At 64.8% G+C, this 20,203-nt stretch carries 19 protein-coding genes; 6 read left to right on the top strand and 13 right to left on the bottom strand.

The features are described 5' to 3' along the window. Nucleotides 1-22 precede the first annotated feature (22 nt). From KUV82_RS03850 to KUV82_RS03885, 8 genes are all read right to left on the bottom strand, one after another. The gene (locus KUV82_RS03850) at nt 23-1,840 is read right to left on the bottom strand and encodes a methyl-accepting chemotaxis protein (RefSeq protein WP_258319838.1); all 1,818 of its coding nucleotides are present in this window, start codon (nt 1,838-1,840) and stop codon (nt 23-25) included. Beyond that, entirely contained in the window at nt 1,837-3,375 is a 1,539-nt protein-coding gene (locus tag KUV82_RS03855) for a putative bifunctional diguanylate cyclase/phosphodiesterase (RefSeq protein WP_258319839.1), read from the bottom strand. Before KUV82_RS03855 ends, KUV82_RS03850 begins: the two co-directional genes overlap by 4 nt. 106 nt (nt 3,376-3,481) lie before the next feature. Further along, nucleotides 3,482-4,345 (bottom strand): CheR family methyltransferase, encoded by an 864-nt coding sequence (locus tag KUV82_RS03860; RefSeq protein WP_219955578.1) that lies wholly within the window; start codon nt 4,343-4,345, stop codon nt 3,482-3,484. Then, nucleotides 4,336-5,433 carry a chemotaxis-specific protein-glutamate methyltransferase CheB gene (gene cheB / locus KUV82_RS03865; protein ID WP_258319840.1) on the bottom strand — a complete coding sequence of 366 codons (1,098 nt, stop codon included), beginning with the start codon at nt 5,431-5,433 and terminating at the stop codon, nt 4,336-4,338. Before cheB ends, KUV82_RS03860 begins: the two co-directional genes overlap by 10 nt. Before the next feature lie 11 nt (nt 5,434-5,444). Next, nucleotides 5,445-5,810, bottom strand: coding sequence for a response regulator (locus tag KUV82_RS03870; RefSeq protein WP_219955579.1), 366 nt, complete (start codon nt 5,808-5,810; stop codon nt 5,445-5,447). A gap of 56 nt (nt 5,811-5,866) precedes the next feature. Continuing rightward, nucleotides 5,867-6,301: a chemotaxis protein CheW gene (locus tag KUV82_RS03875; RefSeq protein ID WP_219955580.1), complete on the bottom strand. Its 435-nt coding sequence runs from the start codon at nt 6,299-6,301 to the stop codon at nt 5,867-5,869. Continuing rightward, nucleotides 6,298-8,685: a chemotaxis protein CheA gene (locus KUV82_RS03880; RefSeq protein WP_219955581.1), complete on the bottom strand. Its 2,388-nt coding sequence runs from the start codon at nt 8,683-8,685 to the stop codon at nt 6,298-6,300. The genes KUV82_RS03875 and KUV82_RS03880 overlap by 4 nt, the downstream gene beginning before the upstream one ends. Nucleotides 8,686-8,732: 47 nt before the next feature. Continuing rightward, nucleotides 8,733-10,100, bottom strand: a complete 1,368-nt coding sequence (locus tag KUV82_RS03885; protein WP_219955582.1) for an MATE family efflux transporter — start codon at nt 10,098-10,100, stop codon at nt 8,733-8,735. Between the two features lie 127 nt (nt 10,101-10,227). Between KUV82_RS03885 and KUV82_RS03890 the strand changes: the two genes are divergently transcribed. Both KUV82_RS03890 and KUV82_RS03895 read left to right on the top strand, forming a co-directional pair. Further along, nucleotides 10,228-10,995 (top strand): class II aldolase/adducin family protein, encoded by a 768-nt coding sequence (locus tag KUV82_RS03890; protein WP_219955583.1) that lies wholly within the window; start codon nt 10,228-10,230, stop codon nt 10,993-10,995. A 25-nt stretch (nt 10,996-11,020) separates the two neighbouring features. Then, entirely contained in the window at nt 11,021-11,569 is a 549-nt protein-coding gene (locus tag KUV82_RS03895) for a (2Fe-2S)-binding protein (protein ID WP_219955584.1), read from the top strand. On the opposite strand, the gene KUV82_RS03900 is transcribed toward KUV82_RS03895, so the two are convergent. Next, nucleotides 11,566-13,680: a TonB-dependent receptor gene (locus tag KUV82_RS03900; protein ID WP_219955585.1), complete on the bottom strand. Its 2,115-nt coding sequence runs from the start codon at nt 13,678-13,680 to the stop codon at nt 11,566-11,568. The genes KUV82_RS03895 and KUV82_RS03900 overlap by 4 nt on opposite strands. Before the next feature lie 162 nt (nt 13,681-13,842). Between KUV82_RS03900 and arsC the strand changes: the two genes are divergently transcribed. Then, nucleotides 13,843-14,187 carry an arsenate reductase (glutaredoxin) gene (gene arsC, locus KUV82_RS03905; protein WP_219955586.1) on the top strand — a complete coding sequence of 115 codons (345 nt, stop codon included), beginning with the start codon at nt 13,843-13,845 and terminating at the stop codon, nt 14,185-14,187. A gap of 3 nt (nt 14,188-14,190) precedes the next feature. On the opposite strand, the gene KUV82_RS03910 is transcribed toward arsC, so the two are convergent. Then, a complete protein-coding gene (locus KUV82_RS03910; protein WP_219955587.1) occupies nt 14,191-15,546 on the bottom strand; it encodes an MFS transporter in 1,356 nt (451 codons plus the stop codon). A 148-nt stretch (nt 15,547-15,694) separates the two neighbouring features. Here KUV82_RS03910 and KUV82_RS03915 point away from each other — a divergent pair, with 148 nt between their 5' ends. Beyond that, nucleotides 15,695-16,267, top strand: a complete 573-nt coding sequence (locus KUV82_RS03915) for a class I SAM-dependent methyltransferase (RefSeq protein WP_258319879.1) — start codon at nt 15,695-15,697, stop codon at nt 16,265-16,267. An 18-nt stretch (nt 16,268-16,285) separates the two neighbouring features. Here KUV82_RS03915 and KUV82_RS03920 read toward each other — a convergent pair whose 3' ends face one another. Further along, entirely contained in the window at nt 16,286-17,116 is an 831-nt protein-coding gene (locus KUV82_RS03920) for a glycerophosphoryl diester phosphodiesterase membrane domain-containing protein (protein ID WP_219955589.1), read from the bottom strand. A 59-nt stretch (nt 17,117-17,175) separates the two neighbouring features. Between KUV82_RS03920 and lipB the strand changes: the two genes are divergently transcribed. Continuing rightward, nucleotides 17,176-17,847, top strand: a complete 672-nt coding sequence (gene lipB, locus KUV82_RS03925; protein ID WP_219955590.1) for a lipoyl(octanoyl) transferase LipB — start codon at nt 17,176-17,178, stop codon at nt 17,845-17,847. Further along, complete coding sequence (locus tag KUV82_RS03930; protein ID WP_219955591.1) at nt 17,844-18,167, top strand: hypothetical protein; 324 nt, start codon at nt 17,844-17,846, stop codon at nt 18,165-18,167. The genes lipB and KUV82_RS03930 overlap by 4 nt, the downstream gene beginning before the upstream one ends. On the opposite strand, the gene KUV82_RS03935 is transcribed toward KUV82_RS03930, so the two are convergent. Beyond that, nucleotides 18,164-19,039: an HpcH/HpaI aldolase/citrate lyase family protein gene (locus KUV82_RS03935; RefSeq protein ID WP_219955592.1), complete on the bottom strand. Its 876-nt coding sequence runs from the start codon at nt 19,037-19,039 to the stop codon at nt 18,164-18,166. The genes KUV82_RS03930 and KUV82_RS03935 overlap by 4 nt on opposite strands. 31 nt (nt 19,040-19,070) lie before the next feature. Next, a complete protein-coding gene (locus KUV82_RS03940) occupies nt 19,071-20,183 on the bottom strand; it encodes an alkene reductase (protein WP_219955593.1) in 1,113 nt (370 codons plus the stop codon). Between the last annotated feature and the right edge of the window lie 20 nt (nt 20,184-20,203).

Here is a 20,203-nt window from a genome sequence, read left to right on the forward strand (position 1 = left end):
GAGGTAATTGCTTGATATCGCGTTAAGCTGCGCGCACGTGCTGCAGGAATTGTGCGACCTGGGCCTTCAGCGTGGTGGCCTGCGATTCAAGCTCGGTCGACGAATTCAAAACCTGGCTGGCAGCAGCGCCCGTCGCAAGGCTGGTTTCGCGAACCTGCGCGATGTTGGACGAGACCTCGTCGGTCGAACGCGCGGCCAGATCGATGCTGCGGGCAAGATCCTGGCCTGCGACCGATTGCTGGTCGACCGCGCTGGCGATCGAGATGGCGGTGCTCTCCAGCTCCTTGATCTGGCTGGCGATGGAGCGCAGCGCGCCCACGCTCGCACCGGTCGAATTCTGCATGGTGCGGATCTGTTCGGCGACCTCTTCGGTAGCGCGGCTGGTCTGAGCAGCCAGCTCCTTCACCTCGCTGGCAACCACGGCAAAGCCGCGGCCCGCTTCGCCGCCGCGAGCCGCTTCGATCGAGGCGTTGAGTGCGAGCAGGTTGGTGCGTTTGGCAATCGATTGGATCAGTTCCACGATCTGACCGACCTGGTCAGCCGAGGAGGAGAGGGCCGAGATGGTCTCGTCGGCGCCGGCGGCCGCATCGGTCGCCTTGCGGGCGAGTTCTGCGGAGTGCGAGGCCTGGCGGCTGATTTCGCCGATCGACATGGCAAACTCGTCCGAGGCGGCGGCTGCGGCCGTAGCGCCCCCGGATGCGGCTTCCATCGATGCGGTTACGATTTCGGTCTGGGCGGTGCCCTGTTCGGCGGCAGACGCCATGGCGCTGGCCGTGCTCTGAAGCTGGGCGGAGGCCGAGGCCACACCGTTCACGACGTCGCCTACAGTGCTTTCGAACTGCTGGGCGAGGCGGACCATGTCCTTGCCGCGTTCCTTGCGCAGAGCTTCGCGTTCTTGCGCCATTTTCTCGTACTGCCAGGCGGCCTGAAGGAAGACTTCGAGCGCGCGGGCGAGGTCGCCGATCTCGTCAGGACGGCCCGTGGCAGGAATATGCATGTCTTTCTCGCCCTTTGCGAGGCGGGTGGCAACGTCGGTCATGCGGCCGAGCGTGTACGACACATCGCGGCCAAGGTAGCGCGAACTCATCCAGGCAATCGTGATGCCGAGGAGCGCGACCGTGAAGAACGAGACGAACAGCCACATGACCATCGTCTGCGATGCGGCGTCCGATTCTGCCCCGATGCGCTCGATTTCCTCGCGAGCAGCAATCGCCTCGTCGACGAATTCCTCGCCCTCGAAATAGACGCTGTCGGAGAATTCCTGCCATTGGTCCTGCGAGCCGCCCGAACGTTGAGCCGCGGTGACGCGGGTACGGATCTTGGCGAGCATGGAATCGAGTTCGTCGAGCTGCGGCAGCACGCTAGGCGCGACGTCTGCGGCGTGCGTCTTGAAGCGCGAAAGGTCGCGGTCGGTTTCGTCGAACGATGCGGCCGCCGAACTGAGGTCGTTCTTGTCGCGGCTGACCGTGTAGCGCTGCACGAACAGGCGCCCCTGATCGACATCGGCGATCATGCGTTCGGCTGCAAGCGCTGCGCTCTGAATGGCCATGCGCTCCGCACGCGCTTCCAGCGCAAAGTAGCCCCCGGCACAGGTGGCGATCAGGCACAGCAATACGACGGCGATATTGCCCATGGAGATTGCGCGCAGCTTCTCCCCGACGGACTTGTTGTACAGCCAGCCCTTGACGCCCTTGGGCGCTTCGTAGTCGTCGGAAACGTCCTCGGGCTGTTCGACGATACCGTCGAACTGCGATACGGTTTCAACCTCGCGGCGAATGTCTCCGGGCGCGGCCTCGTGCTCGGCAACCATGCCGTTGACCATGTCTTGCAGTGCGCTCATGCGACCTTGTTGTCCTCGTCCTTGATATCGAGCGGCAGGCCAACGGGCTTGCCAAGATGCTGGGCGATTTCCTCGGCCGGCATCGCCTTGAAATAGAGCCAGCCCTGGATCTGGTCGCAGCCTGCGGCGCGGACCATGTCGGCCTGTTCTTCGGTTTCGACGCCCTCGGCGGTGACGCCCATCTTCATGGCCCGTGCCACGGTGATGCTGGAGAGCATCATGGCGCGGCTGCCATCGTCTTCGCTTGCCTGGACGACCAGGCTGCGATCCAGCTTGAGCTTCTCGAAGCGGAACTGGCGCAGGAAGCCGATCGAGGCGTAACCCGTGCCGAAATCGTCGAGCGATATCTTGACGCCGAAGCCGCGGATGACCGCCAGGCTGCGCTCTGCAACCACCGGATCGAGCACCAGGCAGGTCTCGGTGATTTCGAGCTCGAGGCGTTCGGGATCGAAGCCCGTCTCCTCAAGAATGTGACCGAGCTGGATCGGGAATTCCGGGTTGCGCAGCTGCGCGGCCGAAATGTTGACCGACAACGTGATGTCGTCCCAGTCGAGTGCATCGCAGCAGGCCTGGCGCAGGACCCACAGGCCGATCGAGTTGATCAGGCCGCTTTCCTCGGCAACCGGGATGAAGATGTTCGGGCCCACGCGCTTGCCGTCGGGGCGTTCCCAGCGCATCAGGCACTCGACCGCCACCACCATGCGCGATGTGCTGTCGACCAGCGGCTGGTAGTTGAGCCGGAATTCGTTGTTGGCGAGCGCGTTGCGCAGCTCGTCGTCCATTTCCTTGATCTGCTCGCGGCTGCGATCGAAGGCCGGGTTGAACCAGGTGCAGCGCATCTTGCCGCCGCGCTTCGACGCATACATGGCGATATCGGCCTGCCGCAGCAGTTCGGACGAGGTCACCTCGTCCTGCGGCGTGCGGCGCGAGAGGCCGATGCTGGCGCCAAGGGTCAGGCGACGATCTTCGACGTGGACCGGCTTGGCGAGGCGTTCGATGACGCGGCGGCTGAGACCTTCGAGCAGCGTGCCGGCAACCGGCCCGCCAATCATCATGGCGTATTCATCGCCGCCCAGGCGGTAGACCTTGGCTTCGCCGTCACTCACCTGCTTGAAGATTTCCGCGCACTCGCGAATGGCGGCGTCGCCGACGAAGTGACCGTAATGGTCGTTGATCAGCTTGAAGCCGTCGAGATCGATCATGGCGAGGGCGACTTCGTGCCCCTGCTTGTATTCTTGCTGGATGTCGGTGTGGAGCGCACGCCGGTTCGGCAGTTGCGTGAGACTGTCGCTGCGGGACAGCTTGTCGACATAGCGCAAGTGACGCACGCCAAGCCAGGCGCAGATGGCCGTGGCGCTGGTGAAGACGAGAGTGCCAATGCCAAGCACCGTGTAGGGCGAAGCAAAGGCCAGATAGCGGTTGAGCACGGCGGCGAGCCAGGTGGCCACGAAAATCGTGCCAAGCGCGGCAATCGGACCAAAGATCATGGTCTGCGTGTTGCCGCTTTCCTTTGACGTGTACGATCCCACGTTCATCCCCTGACTAACGCCCCTATCTGCTACCCAAGATCCGGGATTACGGCGCATTCGCTAAGGAAGCGTAAACGTTCGGTTTACCCTGTTCGGTAAGTTTCGCTGCGGGTCAGGACGCGGCCGCCCGAAGGCGCGGTCTGGCCTTTGCCGCATCGCTGGCAACCGGTGTGTAAAGCGACGAACCGCACGAAGCGGGAGCAAACTTGTCGGTCTGGCCGACCACGGTCTCGCCCGCGCCCAGCATCAACCAGCCGTCGTGCGCAATGCCGCTTGCTAGACGATCGAAAGCGGCTGCTCGCGTCTTCGGGTCGAAATACAACAGGACATTGCGGCACATCACGAGGTCGAAACGGCCCGGGGAGGGCGGGAATTCGAGGATGTTGTGCTGCTGGAAGCGCGTCATCGACCGGATCTTGTCCGAGGCCTGCCAGTTTCCCTTGGTCTCCGCGAAGAAGTTCAGCATCTGCGCGACACTGATGCCGCGCTGGATTTCGAATTGCGTGTAGAGGCCGCTGCGGGCGGTCTCGATCGCCTTGCTCGACACGTCGGTGCCGAGAATCTCGATCGTCCAGCCCTGCCAGCGCCCCGGCTGCTCGGCGAAGATCATCGCCAGGCTCAGCGCTTCCTGCCCGGTTGAACAGCCAGCCGACCAGATCGTCAGCCGCTTGGTCGCCTCGCGCTTGCGTGCGAGGTCGGGCAGGACGTGGTTCGACAGAATGTTGAAATAGGCGTGGTCGCGGAAGAAATAGGTCTCGTTGTTGAGCAGCGCTTCTACAACGCGAGTGGCGAGGCGGTGTTCGCCCGGACGCTCAAGCATACAGGCAAGCTGGTCGACGTTCTCGATACCGAATTCGCGGAAGAGGCCGGACAGGGCGCTCGAAATTCGCCAGCGGCGCCCTTCCGTCAATTGCTGTCCTGTACGCTGCGCAAGCAACTCACCGATAATGCGGTGCGAAGCGTCTTCTACTGCCATGCGGCCGCTCCTGCTCCGGCGAGGAGTTTGTCCGCCAGTTCGGCGGGCGGAAGGACGGCGGTCGCCAGGCCCAGCTCGGTCACGGCGCGCGGCATACCCCACACGGCGCAGGTGTCGGCGTCCTGGGCGTAGATGCTGCCGCCTGCCGAAACGATCGAGTGCGCGCCATCGGTGCCGTCGCGGCCCATGCCGCTCAAGAGGACCCCGGCGACATGGCCGTCGCAGGCTTCGGCAAGCGTTTCGAACATCGGATCGACCGACGGCGTGCAGCCGCTCTTGACCGGATGATAGGCGAGGGCGGTCACAAGGCGGCCGGCGGTCTTGCGCACGACCATGTGGCCGTGGCCCGGCGCGATGTAGATCTTGCCACGTTCAATCTCGACACCCTCGTCCGCCAGCACGGCCTCGCGGCCTGCGGCCATTTCCATCTGCTTGGCGAACACCGGAATGAAGCTGGCCGGCAGATGCTGGGTGATCAGGATCGGAAGATCGAAATTTTTCGGCACCTGGCGCAGGAACAGGTTCAGCGCGTGAATGCCGCCTGTCGAGGCGCCGATGGCGACCACCTGCGGCGCCTTGGCGGCGCGTCGTTTGACAGGCGTGGCGGGGACGACCTTGGCTTTCTCTTCAGGCTTGATGCCCTTGAGCGCGCGGATCTTGCCCAGCAGGTTCGCCTTGTAATCCTCGTTGAAGCCGCCCGGACGGGGCTTCAGCATCGTATCGGCTGCTCCCAGCGAGAGCGCCTTGACCGTCGCCTCCGCGCCATCGGCAGTCAGCGACGAAATCACCAGCACCTTGGTGTCGGGCGCCGCAGCCATGATCTTGGGCAGCGCTTCAAGGCCGCCCATGCCTGGCATTTCCAGGTCGAGCATCATGACGTGCGGCTTGGCCACGGCGAGTTCGGCAAGCGCGCCTTCCGCCGTGGTGGCCGTGGCCACGATGCGCATGTCGGTTTCCTGCTTGATCATGCGCGAGAACACCGTGCGCACGGTCAGGGAATCGTCGACGATCATCACCCGCACCGGATCGGCGCAGGGCTTGCGGGTCTTGCCCGCCTCTAGGTCTTCGGAACGGAGGAGCGCGCCCATGTCACGCCTCCTCAAGCCATGCCGACAAGCTGGAGCTTGATCTGCAGGGTCTCGTGATCGAACGGCTTCATGACGTATTCGTCGGCACCGGCGCTGATCGCTTCGCGGATATGCGCGACGTCGTTCTCCGTGGTGCAGAAAACGACCTTGGGCTTGTCACCGCCTTCACGCTTGCGCAGCTGGGTGATGAACTCGATCCCCGTCATGACCGGCATGTTCCAGTCGAGTAGCACGACGTCCGGCATGGTTTCCTTGCACCGGTCGAGGCCTTCCTGACCGTTCTCGGCTTCCTCGACCTTGAAATCGAGCGTTTCGAGGATGTGGCGCGAGACTTTGCGGATAACGCGCGAATCGTCGACGATAAGGCAGGTTTTCATTTCAATGACCTCTGGTGCTTTCCGGCTTATCGTACCGCCGGTGAGTAACTAATCGCTTAAGCAGCCCTTGCGACGGGCCCGGAAACAAGCGCCTCGACGTCGATCAGCAGGGTGGGACCGCCGTCGGTTTCGACCATGCCCCGCGCGGCAGCCTGCCAGCCGGGACCGAAACCTCCCGGAACATCAATCGGTTCGCTGCGGGCTTCGCCGACGTCATAGGCTTCGTCCACGAGCAGGGCGTAGAGATGGCCGTCGACATCAACGACCGCCGCGCGCTGGCTGGATACCTCTTCCTGGCCTTCGAAGCCGAGGGCCACCGGGCAGTCGATCACGGTCAGCGCCTGGCTGCGAAGGGCGGTAAGACCGCGGATGAAAGGCGGCACGCCCGGGATCGGCGTGATGTCCTGGACCTCGATCACCGACTGGACTCGCACGGCCGGGATGGCGGCGCGTCGTCCGGCGACAAGGCACATGAGGAGCAGTTCGTTCATGCGCGCTTCTCCATGCGGGCTTGTTTGAGCGCGGCCATCAGGGCCTCGCGGTCATAGCGATAAATGCTGTCGCCATCGTCCTGTGCTGCGTCCGGTTCAGGACGCAGGCGGATCGTGTTGCGCGCCGGGCCAGCAGGCGCTTCGGCCGCTTCGGCAAGCTCGATCGAGACGTCGGCTTCCTCGCTGGCATCGCTCGAAACGCGGTAACCGGCGGCTTCGACAAGCGGCTCGAGGATCGTTCGGGCCCAGTCGCTGCCTTCGGGCAGGCGGCAGACCATCGGCTGGTCCACGCGGCGCGGTGCGCGGTGGCTGGCAAACAGGGCGTGTCCGTCGATGACCGGCACCGGCTGGTTGTCGATGAGCGTGACGCCCTCGACCGAAGGATCGGCGCTCGAGGGGACGATCTCGCCGTCCATGTCGGCTGCATCCACCACCTCGCGAACGGCATAGACCACTTCGCATTCGCCATCGGACAGGCGCAGCAGGCGGCATTTTTCTTCCGGCAGCGGGCCATAGTCGTGCCCGACCAGAGAGAAGATCGCGCCGTCGATGACGGCCTGTGCGCGCGAGCCTTCGATATCGATGGCGTCGCGGGCGATCGTGTCGATCCGGCGGACCAGTTCGAGACGCACCGCGCGGCGGCGCCCGTCGAGGCCGGTGAACAGCATGATCGGATGGGTCTTGCGGCGCTCGGTGGTGTCTTCCTCGACCACGCGGGTGGTGCTGCGCATCTCGTTCACGAGCTGGCGCGCCTGGGCGATGCTCGGCAGGTCGAGCAGCATCATCGGCTTGCCGTCGTCGAGCAGCGTGGTGCCGGCGTAGAGGCTGGTTTCCATGATCGCCGGTGCGATCGGCTTCACCACCACGTCTTCGTGATCGTATACCCGGTCGACGGCGAGCGCGAAGACATCGTCCGTGGCAAGGCGGATGAGGACCAGCGTCTTGTCCTCCCACTCGACTTCCTCGTTGGCTTCGGTGCCCAGGATCTCGCCAAGCGAGAGGCAGGGCACGCGCTTGCCGCGGAAGGTCACGAGGCGGCGTTCGCCGGCCTCGGCAAAATCGACATGGTCGCTAGAGCCGAAAACGATTTCTTCGACATAGCTGCGCGGAATGGCGTAGCGCTGGCCGCCGCTGCCAACGGTTAGCGCGGCGATGATGCTCAGGGTGAGCGGCAGCTTGAGATAGAAGCTGGTGCCTTCGCCCGGCTTGCTGGTGACATCGATCGAACCGCCGACGCGCTCGATATTGGCGCGCACCACGTCCATGCCGACGCCGCGGCCCGAGACGGAGCTGACTTCATCGGCCGTCGAAAGACCGGGCTCGAAGATCAGGTAGTGCTTGCGACGATCCGACATCTTGTCGACTTCGGACTGGCTGTAGATGCCTGCGGCCACGGCCTTGGCGGCGAGGCGGTCGGTGTTGATGCCGCGGCCGTCATCGGTGATGGCCAGCGTGATCTGGTTGCCGGCCTGGCGCGCTGCGAACTTGAGCAGGCCGATTTCGCGCTTGTCGTTCTTGATGCGCTCGCCGGGGCCTTCGAGGCCGTGATCAATGGCGTTGCGGATGATGTGGGTCAGCGGATCGCGGACCATTTCGACCATCTCGCGGTCGAGTTCGACTTCGCCGCCCTCGAAATCGACCATCACCTGCTTGCCGAGTTCGTTAGACAGGTCGCGCACGAGGCGCGGGAGCGAGGTGAAGAGGTGCTCGAGGCGCTGCATGCGCATGCGGGTGATCGAGGTGCGCACATCGGCAAGGATGGTGCTGAGGCGGTCGAAGGGGCCGTCAATGGTCGGCTGCTCGCCGGCTTCGCGCAGGCGGCGGGCAAGGTCATTACGCGCCAGGACCATGTCCGAAACGCCTTTCATGACCTCGTCGAGGAGTTCGGTCGGCAGGCGGATCGAGCGCTGCACGCCGGCGCTGCGCGCCGCCTTCGGGGCGGCTTCAGCAGCGGCCGCATCGGGCTGGCTCGCTTCGGCCGCTTCGACCTTGGCTTCGCCGACGATTTCGACGTCCTCGCCCGACTGCAGCGCGTCGATGAGGGTGTCGTCGCCGCCTTCGGGATAGTCTTCGCCGGCCTCGATGGCGTCGGTCATTTCGCTGATGCGATCGATGATTGCCAGCACGGCAGACACCAGCGCGCTGTCAGGTTCGCGGCGTCCGGCGCGGCATTCGGCCAGCGCGTCTTCGGCGGCGTGGCTGAGCTTCTCAAGCCGCGGGAAGTCGAAGAAGCCGCAGTTGCCCTTCACGGTGTGAACGAAGCGGAAGATCGTATCGAGCCGCGCCTTGTCCGAAGGATCGGCTTCCCAGGCGACGATTTCGCCGCCGCTTGCTTCCAGCATTTCGCGGGTTTCCGCTACGAAATCCGCCAGCAGGTCGTCCATGATTCATTGCCCCTCATGCGATTAGAAGAGGCTATGGACGAAGATGGTTAACGATTGGTTGTGCCGGTTTCCTCGTCACCGGGGCCGCTGCGGAGCACACGCCAGACGACGAAGGCGGCCAGCGCGCCGCCGGCCAGATTGGCGACCAGCTCGGCTGCGTAGATGGCTTCAGAACCCCAGCTGGCGCGCAAGATCCAGCCGAAAGGCAGCATGACCAGGAACACGCGCGCCGCGCTTTGTGCGAGGGCGAAGCCGGCCTTGTCGACCGCGTTGAGCGCGCCATTGGCCACGATCAGCAGGCCGAAACCGGCATAACCCCAGACCGAGATGGCAAGATAGCGCGAGAATTCCTCGATCACCGCCGGATCATTGGTGAAGAAATCGGCGAACCAGCTTCCGGTGAAATAGAGGAGGATGGCGGTGGCAAGGCCGTAGGCCACGCAGAACGCGGCCGACCATTTCATCGCGCGGCGCGAACGGTCGGCGCGCCGCGCGCCCCAGTTTTGTCCGACGATCGCGCCGATTGAACCCGACAGCGCCAGCAGCGGCACGGTTGCGAAGGCCTGGAGGCGACCCGCCGCGCCGAAGCCGGCAATCGCTGCTTCACCCTGGCTGGCAAGAAGCGCGGTCAGGACGGACAGGCCGATCGGGTTGATGGCGTTGGAAAAGGCCGCAGGCCCTGCGACCGACATGATCGCCTTGGTCGATTCCTTCACATCGCACTGCGGGATGGTCGAGGGACGGATCGGCAGCTGCGCGTCCTTGATCAGCCACAGCGCCACCAGGATGGCGATGCCAAAACCAATGATGCTGGCATAGGCCGCGCCCGCGACACCGAAGCCTCCGATGCCGAACGCTCCGGTGATCAGGATCGGGTCGAGGATCCAGTTCGCACCGGAATAGGTGAGCGAGACATAGCTCGTCTTGCGCGCCTCGCCCTGACCACGCAGCACGCCGTTGAGGCCCATTTGGAGCAGCAGCACCGGCAGGCCCAGAGCATAGGGCCGCATGTATTCGCGGATCAGGGGCAGCAGCTCGTCAGGAGCCTGCATCAGGCGAAAAAGCGGGTCGAGCAGGAGGTAGAGCAGGAGGCCTAGGACAACGCCCGATACAAGGGCCAGCGCCGCTCCAAAATTCGCTCGCCGTTCTGCCCTGGCAACGTCGCCCTCTCCAAGCGCGCGGGCGATGACCGAGTTGATACCGACCATGACTCCGACGCCAAGGCTGGAGATCGCGATGGTGATCGGGAAGATGAAGCTGACCGCTGCCAGCTCCTGCGCGCCTAGCTGGCCGATGAAATAGGCGTCGATCAGGCCCACGGACATGATTGCAGCAACGCCGAACACCATCGGCAGCGTCTGTCCGACGAGATGGCCGCGCACACTGCCGCGGGTGAGTTTGGCCGTCTCGCTCATGAATGTGCGGCGTTAGCGGGGGAGGTGCGCCTTGCCTAGCGCGAAGTCCCAATTGCTTGCGAACTGTGCGCCGTGCGTGCGATACGCTGGCTGCAAGAGACAACCGATATCGGAGAGAGCGAGAGCCATGGCCACCCAGATGAAGACCCGCGATTTCGAATGCACCGACGCCGAATGGCAGGCGCGGCAGGACCTGGCGGCCTGCTATCGCATCTTCGATCACCTCGGCTGGGGCGAGAGTATCTACAACCACATTTCGGTTGCCGTGCCTGGGGAAGAGGACACCTTCCTCATCAACCCTTTCGGCCTGCTTTACGACGAAGTGACCGCTTCGAACCTCGTGAAGATCGATGTCGAGGGCAACAATGTCGGTCCGTCGCAATACATGGTCAACAAGGCCGGCTTCACCCAGCACGCCTATTTCCACCAGCACCTCGGCGCCAAGGCCAACGCGATCTGCCACGTCCACACCACCGCGACCATGGCCGTGTGCAGCCACAAGGACGGGCTGATCCCGTCAAACTTCTACGCCTGCAACTTCCAGGGCCGGATCGGTTATCACGACTTCGAGGGCGTCACCGTGCGCCCCGAGGAGGGCGAGCGGCTGGTCGAGAACCTCGGCAAGCACTCTATCCTGATGCTGCGCAACCACGGTCCCGTCGTGATGGACAAGACCATCCAGGGCATGTTCGTGAAGATGTGGTCCCTGCAGCGCGCCTGCGAAATCCAGGTCGCCACGCTCAGCCAGGGCGAAGCCAATGTGATCTCGCAGGAGGTGGTCGATGTGCACCAGCGCGACCTGTCGGTGATGTCGTCGCAGGGCGCGGCCGGCGTGCTCGACTTCGAGGCCTGGAAACGGCGCATCTCGAAGATCGACGACAGCTGGAAATACTGACCCCTAGCGCCGGGCCAATCGCCGCATGACTAGCATGACCGTCAACGGGAAGCCGATGCGCTTCCTGATGGATCCCGACACGCCGCTGCTGTGGGCGCTGCGCGATGCGGCGAACCTGACCGGCACGAAATACGGCTGCGGCGAGGGCGATTGCGGCGCCTGCATGGTGCATGTCGATGGCGAGGCGCTGCGCTCGTGCCTCATCACCATTGCCGAGGCCGAAGGGCGGTTTATCACCACGATCGAGGGGTTGAGCCGCGACCGGTCGCATCCGGTGCAGCAGGCTATGGTGGCCGAACAGGCGATCCAGTGCGGCTATTGCACGCCGGGGATCGTGATGGCGGCAAGCGCTCTCATTGCGAAGAACGCCGCGCCTTCGGAAGCGGAAATCAAGGCCGCTATCCCGAACCTTTGCCGCTGCGGTGTCTACCCGCGGCTTGTTCGCGCAATCGAACGGGCCGGGCGCGTGGCGCGGCGGGCCGAGACCATCAGCGCCGCGCCCGCACCGGGGATCAGCGCCGGGGACGCAGCGCAGGAAGTTCCTGCGCTGAGCGCCCCCGACGGCGAAGACTAGATCGCGAAACGCACACCGATCCGCGCGCTGAAGGGTTCAGCGGGCTGGATGTTGTTGTTGCCGTGCGCGCTCGGATAGTAGGTTTCATCGAACAGGTTTTCGATGTTGAGCTGCACGCTGATGCGGTCGCTCACCGTGTAGTAGGCCGCAGCATCCACCCGCCAGTAGCTCGGCAGCTCGACCGTGTTCGAGAAGCTGGCGAACTGGCTCGACTGGTGGATCACCCCGAGGCCGAAGCCTAGCGCCTTGGTCACATCGAAACGGTTCCAGGCGGCGATCTGGTGCTTGGGCGTTTGCTGCAGGCGCTGGCCTGCCGGGCCGAACACGCTGTCGCTGGTCAGCTCGCCATCGAGATAGGTGTAGCCGACATTGGCCTTCCAGAAATCGGTGATCTCGCCAACCGCGCCGATCTCGAAGCCCTCGACGCGGCTTTCGCCGGTGAGCGTGGTGTTGCCGAGGCTGTCGGTAAAGCGCGTGTTGCTGCGCTCGAGACGGAAGACGGCGCCGGTCACCAGGACCTTGGCCATCGGCGCCCATTTCACACCGATCTCGTAATTGGTGAACTTCTCCGGCTCGAACTGGGCCGAGGTCGGGCTGAGCAGCAGGAACTGGTCGCCGGCCTGCGGCAGGAAGCTTTCCGCGTAGGACGCGTAGATCGAGATGTCCGGCGTGGGCTTTACGATCACGCCGAGGCGCGGGCTGACCTTGCTGTCGACCCGGTCGCCGACCACGCCGCCGACGAGGTCCACGGTCTCAAGATCGAAGCGATCCCAGCGCAGGCCGCCGACGAGCTCGATGTGCTCGCCGATCTGGAGCTGTTCCTGGATGTAGAGGCTGAGCGTCTCCAGCTGCGAATCGCGCAGGCGCGCGCCCACGTTCAGCGCGAAGGGCGGAACGAAGATCGTCTCGGCCAGCGGCGTTTCGTTCGGCGCGAGGCCGTTGACGCCATCGGCGCGAGTGAAGCTGACCGTGTCTCGGCCGTTCACCGTGTCCTGGCGGCTTGCCTCGATACCGACAAGGAGGGTCGATTCGATCGTGTCGTTGCCCGCCTGCCAGACCACATTGCCCTGACCGATCCAGTTCTCGCGATTGGTGTAATCGCGGTAGCCTCCGAGGAAGACCGTGTTCGCCGCGGTATCCACGCCCGAGGGCAGGATGTTGGCGTAGACCTTGTCGTAATCGGCATACTGGACGGTCGCGTTGGCGGTCAGGCCGCCGCCGAAGTCATGTTCGAGGCGGACGCGGCCGATGTGCACCTGGGCTTCGGCTTCGTTGAAGTCCGGGTCGCCGAAGAAGGTGTCGTCGAAGCCGCGCAGCGGACCGGTGCCGCCGACCGAGGGAACGCCGCGATCGGTTACGCGCCGGTCATCGTCATAGGTGTAGCTGGCGATCAGCGTGGTTTGCGGACCCAGCTGCGCCGTGAGCGTCGGCGAGATGCCGAAGAAGCGGCCCTCGTAAAAGTCGCGGTGGCTGTCGAACTCCTCGTAGGTCGCGTTGAGGCGCAGCGCGACATCGTTCGACAGCGGCTGGTTGAGGTCTGCCATCAGCGCAAAGGCGCCGAAGCTGTCGACCGACGCTTCACCGGCGATGGCCTGTGCGCCGAGCTCGGCGCGCTTGGCGACACGGTTGATGGCGCCGCCGCCCGCACCGCGGCCGAAGATCAGCGCGTTTGCGCCCTTCAGCACTTCGACGCGCTCGATGTTGTAGAGCGAGCGGTAGTACTGCGCGTCGTCGCGCAGGCCGTCGATATAGAAGTCGGCGGTCGATTCCTGGCCGCGGATGAAGACTTCGTCGCGGTGGCCTTCGCCGGTTTCCATGCTGATGCCGGGGACATAGCGCAGCGCTTCGTTCAGTTGGCGGATGGACTGATCTTCCAGCTGGTCGGCGGTGATGAAGCTGACACCCTGCGGCACGTCGATCAGCGGGGTCGGCGTCTTGGTCGCGCTCGATCCGTCCTCGCTGTCGTAGCCCGTGTCGCGGTCGCCGGTGACGATGATGTCGGTCGGCAGGTAGTCGCGCTCGGGCTGGGCATCCTCGGCCTGTGCAGCCGAAGCTGTGGCCAGGAATGCGACGCCAGCGAGAAGGGCCGGACGAGTGAGTGAGTGCCTCATGAAGTGCTTTCTATTCTTGAGAATGATTATCAATTGCTGATGGCCTGCTATTGCGAGCCATTCTCAATTGCAAGCGCATTCTGCGTGAAAAAATCGCAAGAGCCGCTTTCACTGATCGCAAGGGTCGCTTAGGCCTCGCCCAAACCTGAGGAGATTCGGCACATGAAAGCGACCATCTGGCACAACCCGAAATGCGGCACGTCGCGCAAGACGCTCGCCATTCTGGAGAACCTGTCGAAGGTCGATGTCGAGGTCGTCGAATATCTCAAGACGCCGCCCACGGCGGAGAAGCTTGCGCAGCTCTATAAGGATGCCGGGATCACGCCCCAGCAGGGCTTGCGCCGGCGCGGCACCGATGCCGAGGAGCGCGGACTGCCCGACGCCGACGACGTCACCGTGTTGGCTGCCATGGCGGCCGATCCCATCCTGATCGAACGCCCGCTGGTCGAGACGGAGAAAGGCGCGCGTCTCTGCCGCCCTCAGGATACGGTGCTCGAAATTCTCTGAGCGTCAGCGGCGGTCCTGCGTAAGGAGAGCGTCGGCCTGCAGCGCGCGCCAGCCGTAGACGAACACGATCAGACACAGCGCGATGATTAGGCTGAAGCCGAGCCAGTCGCTCGTATTATAGAGCCACACGCCAAGCGCCGGCGCATAGATGAAGCTCGCCCCGGCAACGGAGGCCGTAACGCCACCGGCTTGCCCTTGCTCGGCACGGGTCACGGCGAGCGATGTGCCTGAGGTGTTGCCCGGGCGGAACAGCCCGAAGCCGAGCGATGCAATCGAATAGCCGAGCGCAATCGTGTGCAGGTTCTGGCCGAGGCCGAGCACCAATGTTCCGAGCGCGGCGATTGCGATCCCCCAAAGCGATGCGGCGCGTGGTCCGAGGTCGAGCCGCGGGATCAGCCCCCACTGCGCAAGCAGCGTGGCAATCGCGCCGGACATCAAGACAAGCCCGACCGGACCGGCGCCAGCTGTCGGATCCTCGCGCAGGCCAAGGCGGTCGAGCACGAGGAAGCCCGCGATCCCAAGGATCATCGCCTGCGCATGCCCGCCGATCAGGCCCGATATGACCCAGGGCCTGAGGCGCGGCTCGAACCAGCGCAACTTGTGCGGCTCGACGCTTTCTTCCTCCTCATCTTCATCGTCCTTGGCGACGTCGGCGGATGGACTGCCGGAATAGGGCGATTCGTAAGTGCTACCGCGCGCCGGGAACTGCGGTTCGTCATTGGGCAGGCGCAGGCGCAAGGCAATCAGGGTCACGATGCCGATCAGCGCGAAGACCAGGAAGGGGCCGGCGAGGCCTACGAAGGGCAGCACCATCAGTGGTGCAAGCGCAGGGCCGATCACGGTGCCGAGCCCGAAGCTCGAAGCGATCAGCGAAAGCGCTTGCGTGCGCTCGGATCGCGGCGTGCGGCTGGCGACGTATGCCTGCACCGCCGGCGGCGCGGCGCTGCCGAACCCGCCATAGAGGCTGCGCGCCGCCGCAAAAAGGAGCAGCGCCCAGAACGCGGGCAGAAGGCCAACCAACCCGATCCATAGGATCAGCCCGCACAACAGGAAACTGGCGATGAAGCCCAGCATCCCAAGCGCCATCATCGCCTTGCGCCCGCGCCGGTCCGACCGTTCCGCCCAGATCGGCGCGCACACGACCCACAGCAGCGCCGACCAGCTGTAAGCCAGGCTGATCCAGACATCGTTCACGCCGAGCGAGGTGCCGATCGACGGCATGACCGACTGCATGGCCGTGTTGCCCGCAGCCGTCGTCAGCATGACCGCAAACAGCAGCCCCATGCGCGCGCGCGATATGCCTCCGGTGCCGCCGGAGCGGGGCGCGGCTATCGTTTCGGCGGGTTCAGCATCGACCATGAATTCGGGGGTAGGCTCCTGCCAGCGCGCTTGCAATGGCCGAACGCGCCTGTCACATCGATGGACCTCTCGTCAGGTTTCAAGGGTCGCAATTGTGTCAGGACATCAAAGTGTTGGAGCCCTCGAACGGCCGAGTCTCCGACGGCGCCTGAGCCGTTACTTCGGCCAGTGGGGCGTGTTTTTCCGCGGCTTCCTCGAAGAGCCGCGCATGGTCGGCTCGATCATCCCGTCCTCGCGCTTCACCGTCGCCAAGATGCTTGCCCCGGTGGACTGGGATCGCTGTGAGGTTTTCGTCGAATACGGTCCGGGCGTCGGCACCTTTTGCCAGCCCGTGCTCGACCGTCTGCGCCGCGATGGTACGCTGATCGTGATCGACACGAACCCCCTCTACATCGACTACCTCCGCAAGCACTTCCGCGACAGCCGCTTCCACGCCGTTCACGGATCGGCCGCCGACGTGGTCGAGATCGTGAAGGCGCACGGCCACGATGGGGCCGACTACGTGCTCTCCGGCCTGCCGTTCTCGACCCTGCCGGACGGGGTGGGGCCGGCCATCGCCGAGGCGACCCACACAGTCCTGCGGTCCGGCGGCGGGTTCCTGGTCTACCAGTTCTCGGCCAAGGCGCGCGATTTCATGGCGCGCCATTTCGCGCGCATCGATAGCGGCTTCGAGTTCTGGAATGTCCTGCCCTGCCAGCTGTTCTGGGGCTGGAAGGACTAGGGCGGCTGGGCCGGCCGACTAGGCTTCGAGATCCTCTCCGCGCGCTGGCTTCGCCTCGAACCGGGCGAGCTGGGTGTGTGCGGCGGCCATCACGCAGACCATCACCACGATCATGACTGCGTTGATGAGGCCCGAGGTAACCGCCTCGCCAAGTGCGGCGGCCTGCTCGCCTGCCAGCGCGAAAACGAGACCCAGCACCAGCGAGATCAGCAGCGAGACCACGAGGAAAGCCACGATCAGCAGGGCGTAGAACAGGAACAGGCGCATCGAATTGCCCTTGGTCAGCGCCCAGGAACGCCTCAGTGCCGCCACCGGATTGCGTTCGCCCTCGATCCCGATGACCGGCGCCACCAGCGACAGTTTCGTGACGAGGTAGCAGGCGACAACGAAGGCCATCACGCCGCCCAGCGCTGCAATCGCAACCACGCCGGTCAGGGCGAAGAGGGCGGTCAGGAAGAAGGCAACGCCGATGATCAGGAAGCCCTGCAGGATCTGCGCGGCAATATAGCTGACCACCGAACGGGCGCCCGAACCCAGCGCCTCGCCCACTGTGGGATTGGCCCGTCGGCGCAGCAGGGCAAGCATGGCCAGAAGGCCGATGCCCTGGATTACCGCCATGGCGAGGAAGAGGTACCAGTACTTGCCATAGACCGCCTCGACCGCAGCCATCATGACTTCAAGGTTGCCCGATGCCTGCGCTTCGCCCAGCGTTTTCATCTCCGGGATGCCGATGGCAATTCCCGCATACGGCAGGAAAAAGAACACGCCGGCGACGACGCCAAGCAGGCTGGCGTTGCGCGTCAGCAGGCCCATCGCGTCTTTCCAGGCAGTGTCGAGGTCGAATTTCATGGCACAGCGCTCCCGTTTGCCTCTTGATAAGCGCTTCGCCAGTCGCCACGCAATCGTGCATGTCGAGCGATCCCACCCAATCTGTCGAATGGCGCGCCGAAGCCGGCCAGATCGGCTACCGCGATGCGCTGGAAGTGATGACCGAGCGCAACCGGGCGATCGCGGAAGGCGAAGCGCGCGAGCAGGTCTGGCTGCTTGAGCACCCGCCTGTCTACACGGCTGGCACCAGCGCCGACGGTGCCGAATTGCTCGACCCGCGGTTCGAGGTGGTCGAAGCCGGACGGGGCGGGCGCTACACCTATCACGGGCCGGGTCAGCGGATCGGCTATGTCATGCTCGACCTCAAGGAACGCGGCCGCGATGTGCGCTGTTTCGTCCACTCGCTCGAGGGCTGGGTCATTGCTACCCTCGCCGATATCGGCGTCGAGAGTTGGCGCAGCGAGGGGCGTATCGGCATCTGGACGCGCGACATCGATGGGCGCGAGGCGAAGATCGGCGCCATCGGCGTACGGGTCCGGCGCTGGGTCACCATGCACGGCTTCTCGGTGAATCTTGCGCCTGATCTGTCCCATTTTACGGGCATCGTGCCCTGCGGGATCGACGAATTCGGGGTCACGAGCCTGCAAAGGCTCGGAATCGACCTTGCACCGGCGGCCTTCGATGAGGCATTGCGGGGCCGCTTCGGCGATTTCCTCGAAGCGCTCCAAGGAAAGGCCTGCGCGCTGCCATGACGTTTCGTCCCGTGATTTGCCTGTTGCTCGGGGCCGTTGTCCTGTCCGCCTGCGGCAGCGATACGCCCAGCGAGGAGACCGCGGCCGAAGCGGACCGCAATGCGCAGGGCGAGGTGCTGGGCGGTACCATAAGCGACGACATGATCCCGCTCGACCGGTTGCGTTCGCAATCGCCCCCGGTTCGCGAAGCGCCCGCACGACCTGCCGCCGCCGGCGGCTCTGACGCTGCGCCCGCTGCCGAAACCTCCGAAGAGGCGGCCAGCGCCGAAGCTGCGCCCGCAGCAGAAGCCGCAGCTGTGGAGCCCGCTCCCGAAGGCTAATCTTCGCCGAGCAGGCGCTTGGCCCGCTGCAAATCGTTCTGCCCGATCCGCCTGTCGCCAAGTGCGACTTGGCTCGCGCCCGGATTGGTTGCGAATGCGGATACGATCGAACGGGCTTCTGCCAACTCGCTGTCGAGCGGGGCGAAAGCCTCGTTTATTCCGGCGAGCTGGCCGGCGTGGATGGCGAACATTCCGGTGAAGCCGTCCGCTCGCGCGGCTTCGGCTACCCTTTTCCCCGTATCGGTATCGCGCGTGTCGCGGAACGGATGCTCGAGCGCCCCGATCCCACGCGCATGCGCGATGAGGAGGACCTGCGCGCGGACATGCGCCAGCGCGTCGCTCCAGCGACCGCCGGGGCCGCGCAGGCGCCGCGCGCCGATGGCATGGGCGAGGCCGACCGCGTCCCACGTAAGCGCCGACACGCGCGGATGCAGTTCTTCGGTGAGCCGATTGACAGTCAGCGCAACACTCGGAGTGGAGCCGAGTTCGGGCACGATCCGCGTGACATTGGCTGCAAGGCCGAGGCGGTCCTCGATCTCGTAAAGGACGGAGGCGAGCTGACGGATATCGTCCGTACCCCGGCAATTCGCGAGCACGATGCCGTGGGGCGAGCCGTCCATCGCGGCGTCCAGGTCTTCGCGCCAGTGCGGCGTGTCGAGACCGCTGATCCGGGCCCAGCGTTCGAACCGGCGCGCCGCCACCACCTGTTCGCGGTGCGAGCGCAGCCAGTTGGTGGTCTCGATGCGGGCCTTGGAGTGCTGGGTCGACGTCATCGCCCGCGCGAGGTCGACGACCACGACGTCGGCGCCCGCCCCGGCAACCGAGTCGAGCGCCTTGTCGTTATCCGCCGGGACTAAGATCCACGAGCGCATCCATGCCTCCGTTTGTTCGCATGATAGCGAATCATCCGGCGGCAGTCTGCTCCGCTTTGGTTAGCATCGGGTAATCGATGTAGCCTTCCGGCCCCTGGCCGTACCAGCTGTGCGGGACATTGGTGTTGGGCGCGATCTCGGCTCCGAGGCGGAAACGCTCCGGCAGATCGGGGTTGGAGATGAAGTCACGGCCCCAGCTGACCGCGTTGGCCCTGCCGGCGTCGATATCGGCCACAGCGTCCTCGGGCGAATAGTCGCTGTTGAGGATGAGCGCACCCGAATAGAGCGTGCGGATAAGCGGGCTCTGCTTGGGAACGTCGGTTGCGCCGAAGGTTCCGTCGGGCCCCGGCTCGCGCAGCTCGAGGAAAGCAAGACCGAGCTCTTCGACGACCTTGGTAGCCGCGCCGAAGGTGGCGGCCGGATCGCTGTCGTCGCAGCCCTGCGTTTCGCCATTGGGCGACAGGCGCACGCCGACGCGGTCGGCGCCCCAGACGTCGATCAGCGCGGTCAGGACTTCGCGCAGGAAGCGCGTGCGGTTTTCCGGGCTGCCACCGTATTCGTCGGTGCGAAGGTTGGTGCTGTCGCGCAGGAACTGGTCGACAAGGTAGCCATTGGCGCCGTGCAGCTGGACGCCGTCGAAACCGGCCTTCTTCGCGTTCTCCGCCGCGTGGCGATAATCCTCGACGATGCGCTTGATATCGTCCGTCGTAGCTTCGCGGGCCTGTTCGTAATCCTTGCGGCCTTCGAAGGTGTGGGCATGGCCGGGGGCAGTCGTGGCGCTCGCCGAAACCGGCGGATTGCCGCCGAGGAAGAGCGGGTGGACGAGGCGGCCCATGTGCCACAGCTGAAGGACGATCAGGCCGCCTTCTTCGTGCACGGCATCGGTCACCAGCTTCCAGCCTTCGACCTGCTCGTCGCTCCAGATGCCGGGCGCTGCCGGCCAGCCAAGACCTTCGACGCTGATGCCGGTCGCTTCGGAAATGATCATCCCGGCGCTGGCGCGCTGGCGATAGTAGGTGGCCATCATCTCGTTGGGGACCGAACCCGGCTGGGTCGAACGGCCGCGGGTAAGCGGCGCCATGAAGACGCGGTTCTTGGCTTCGAGAGCGCCCATGGTGAGCGGCTGGAACAGAGTATCGTGCATGCGGGCAAATCCTTTTTGCT

This window comes from Qipengyuania flava, from assembly GCF_019448255.1.
GTDB classification, from domain to species: Bacteria; Pseudomonadota; Alphaproteobacteria; order Sphingomonadales; family Sphingomonadaceae; genus Qipengyuania; species Qipengyuania flava_A.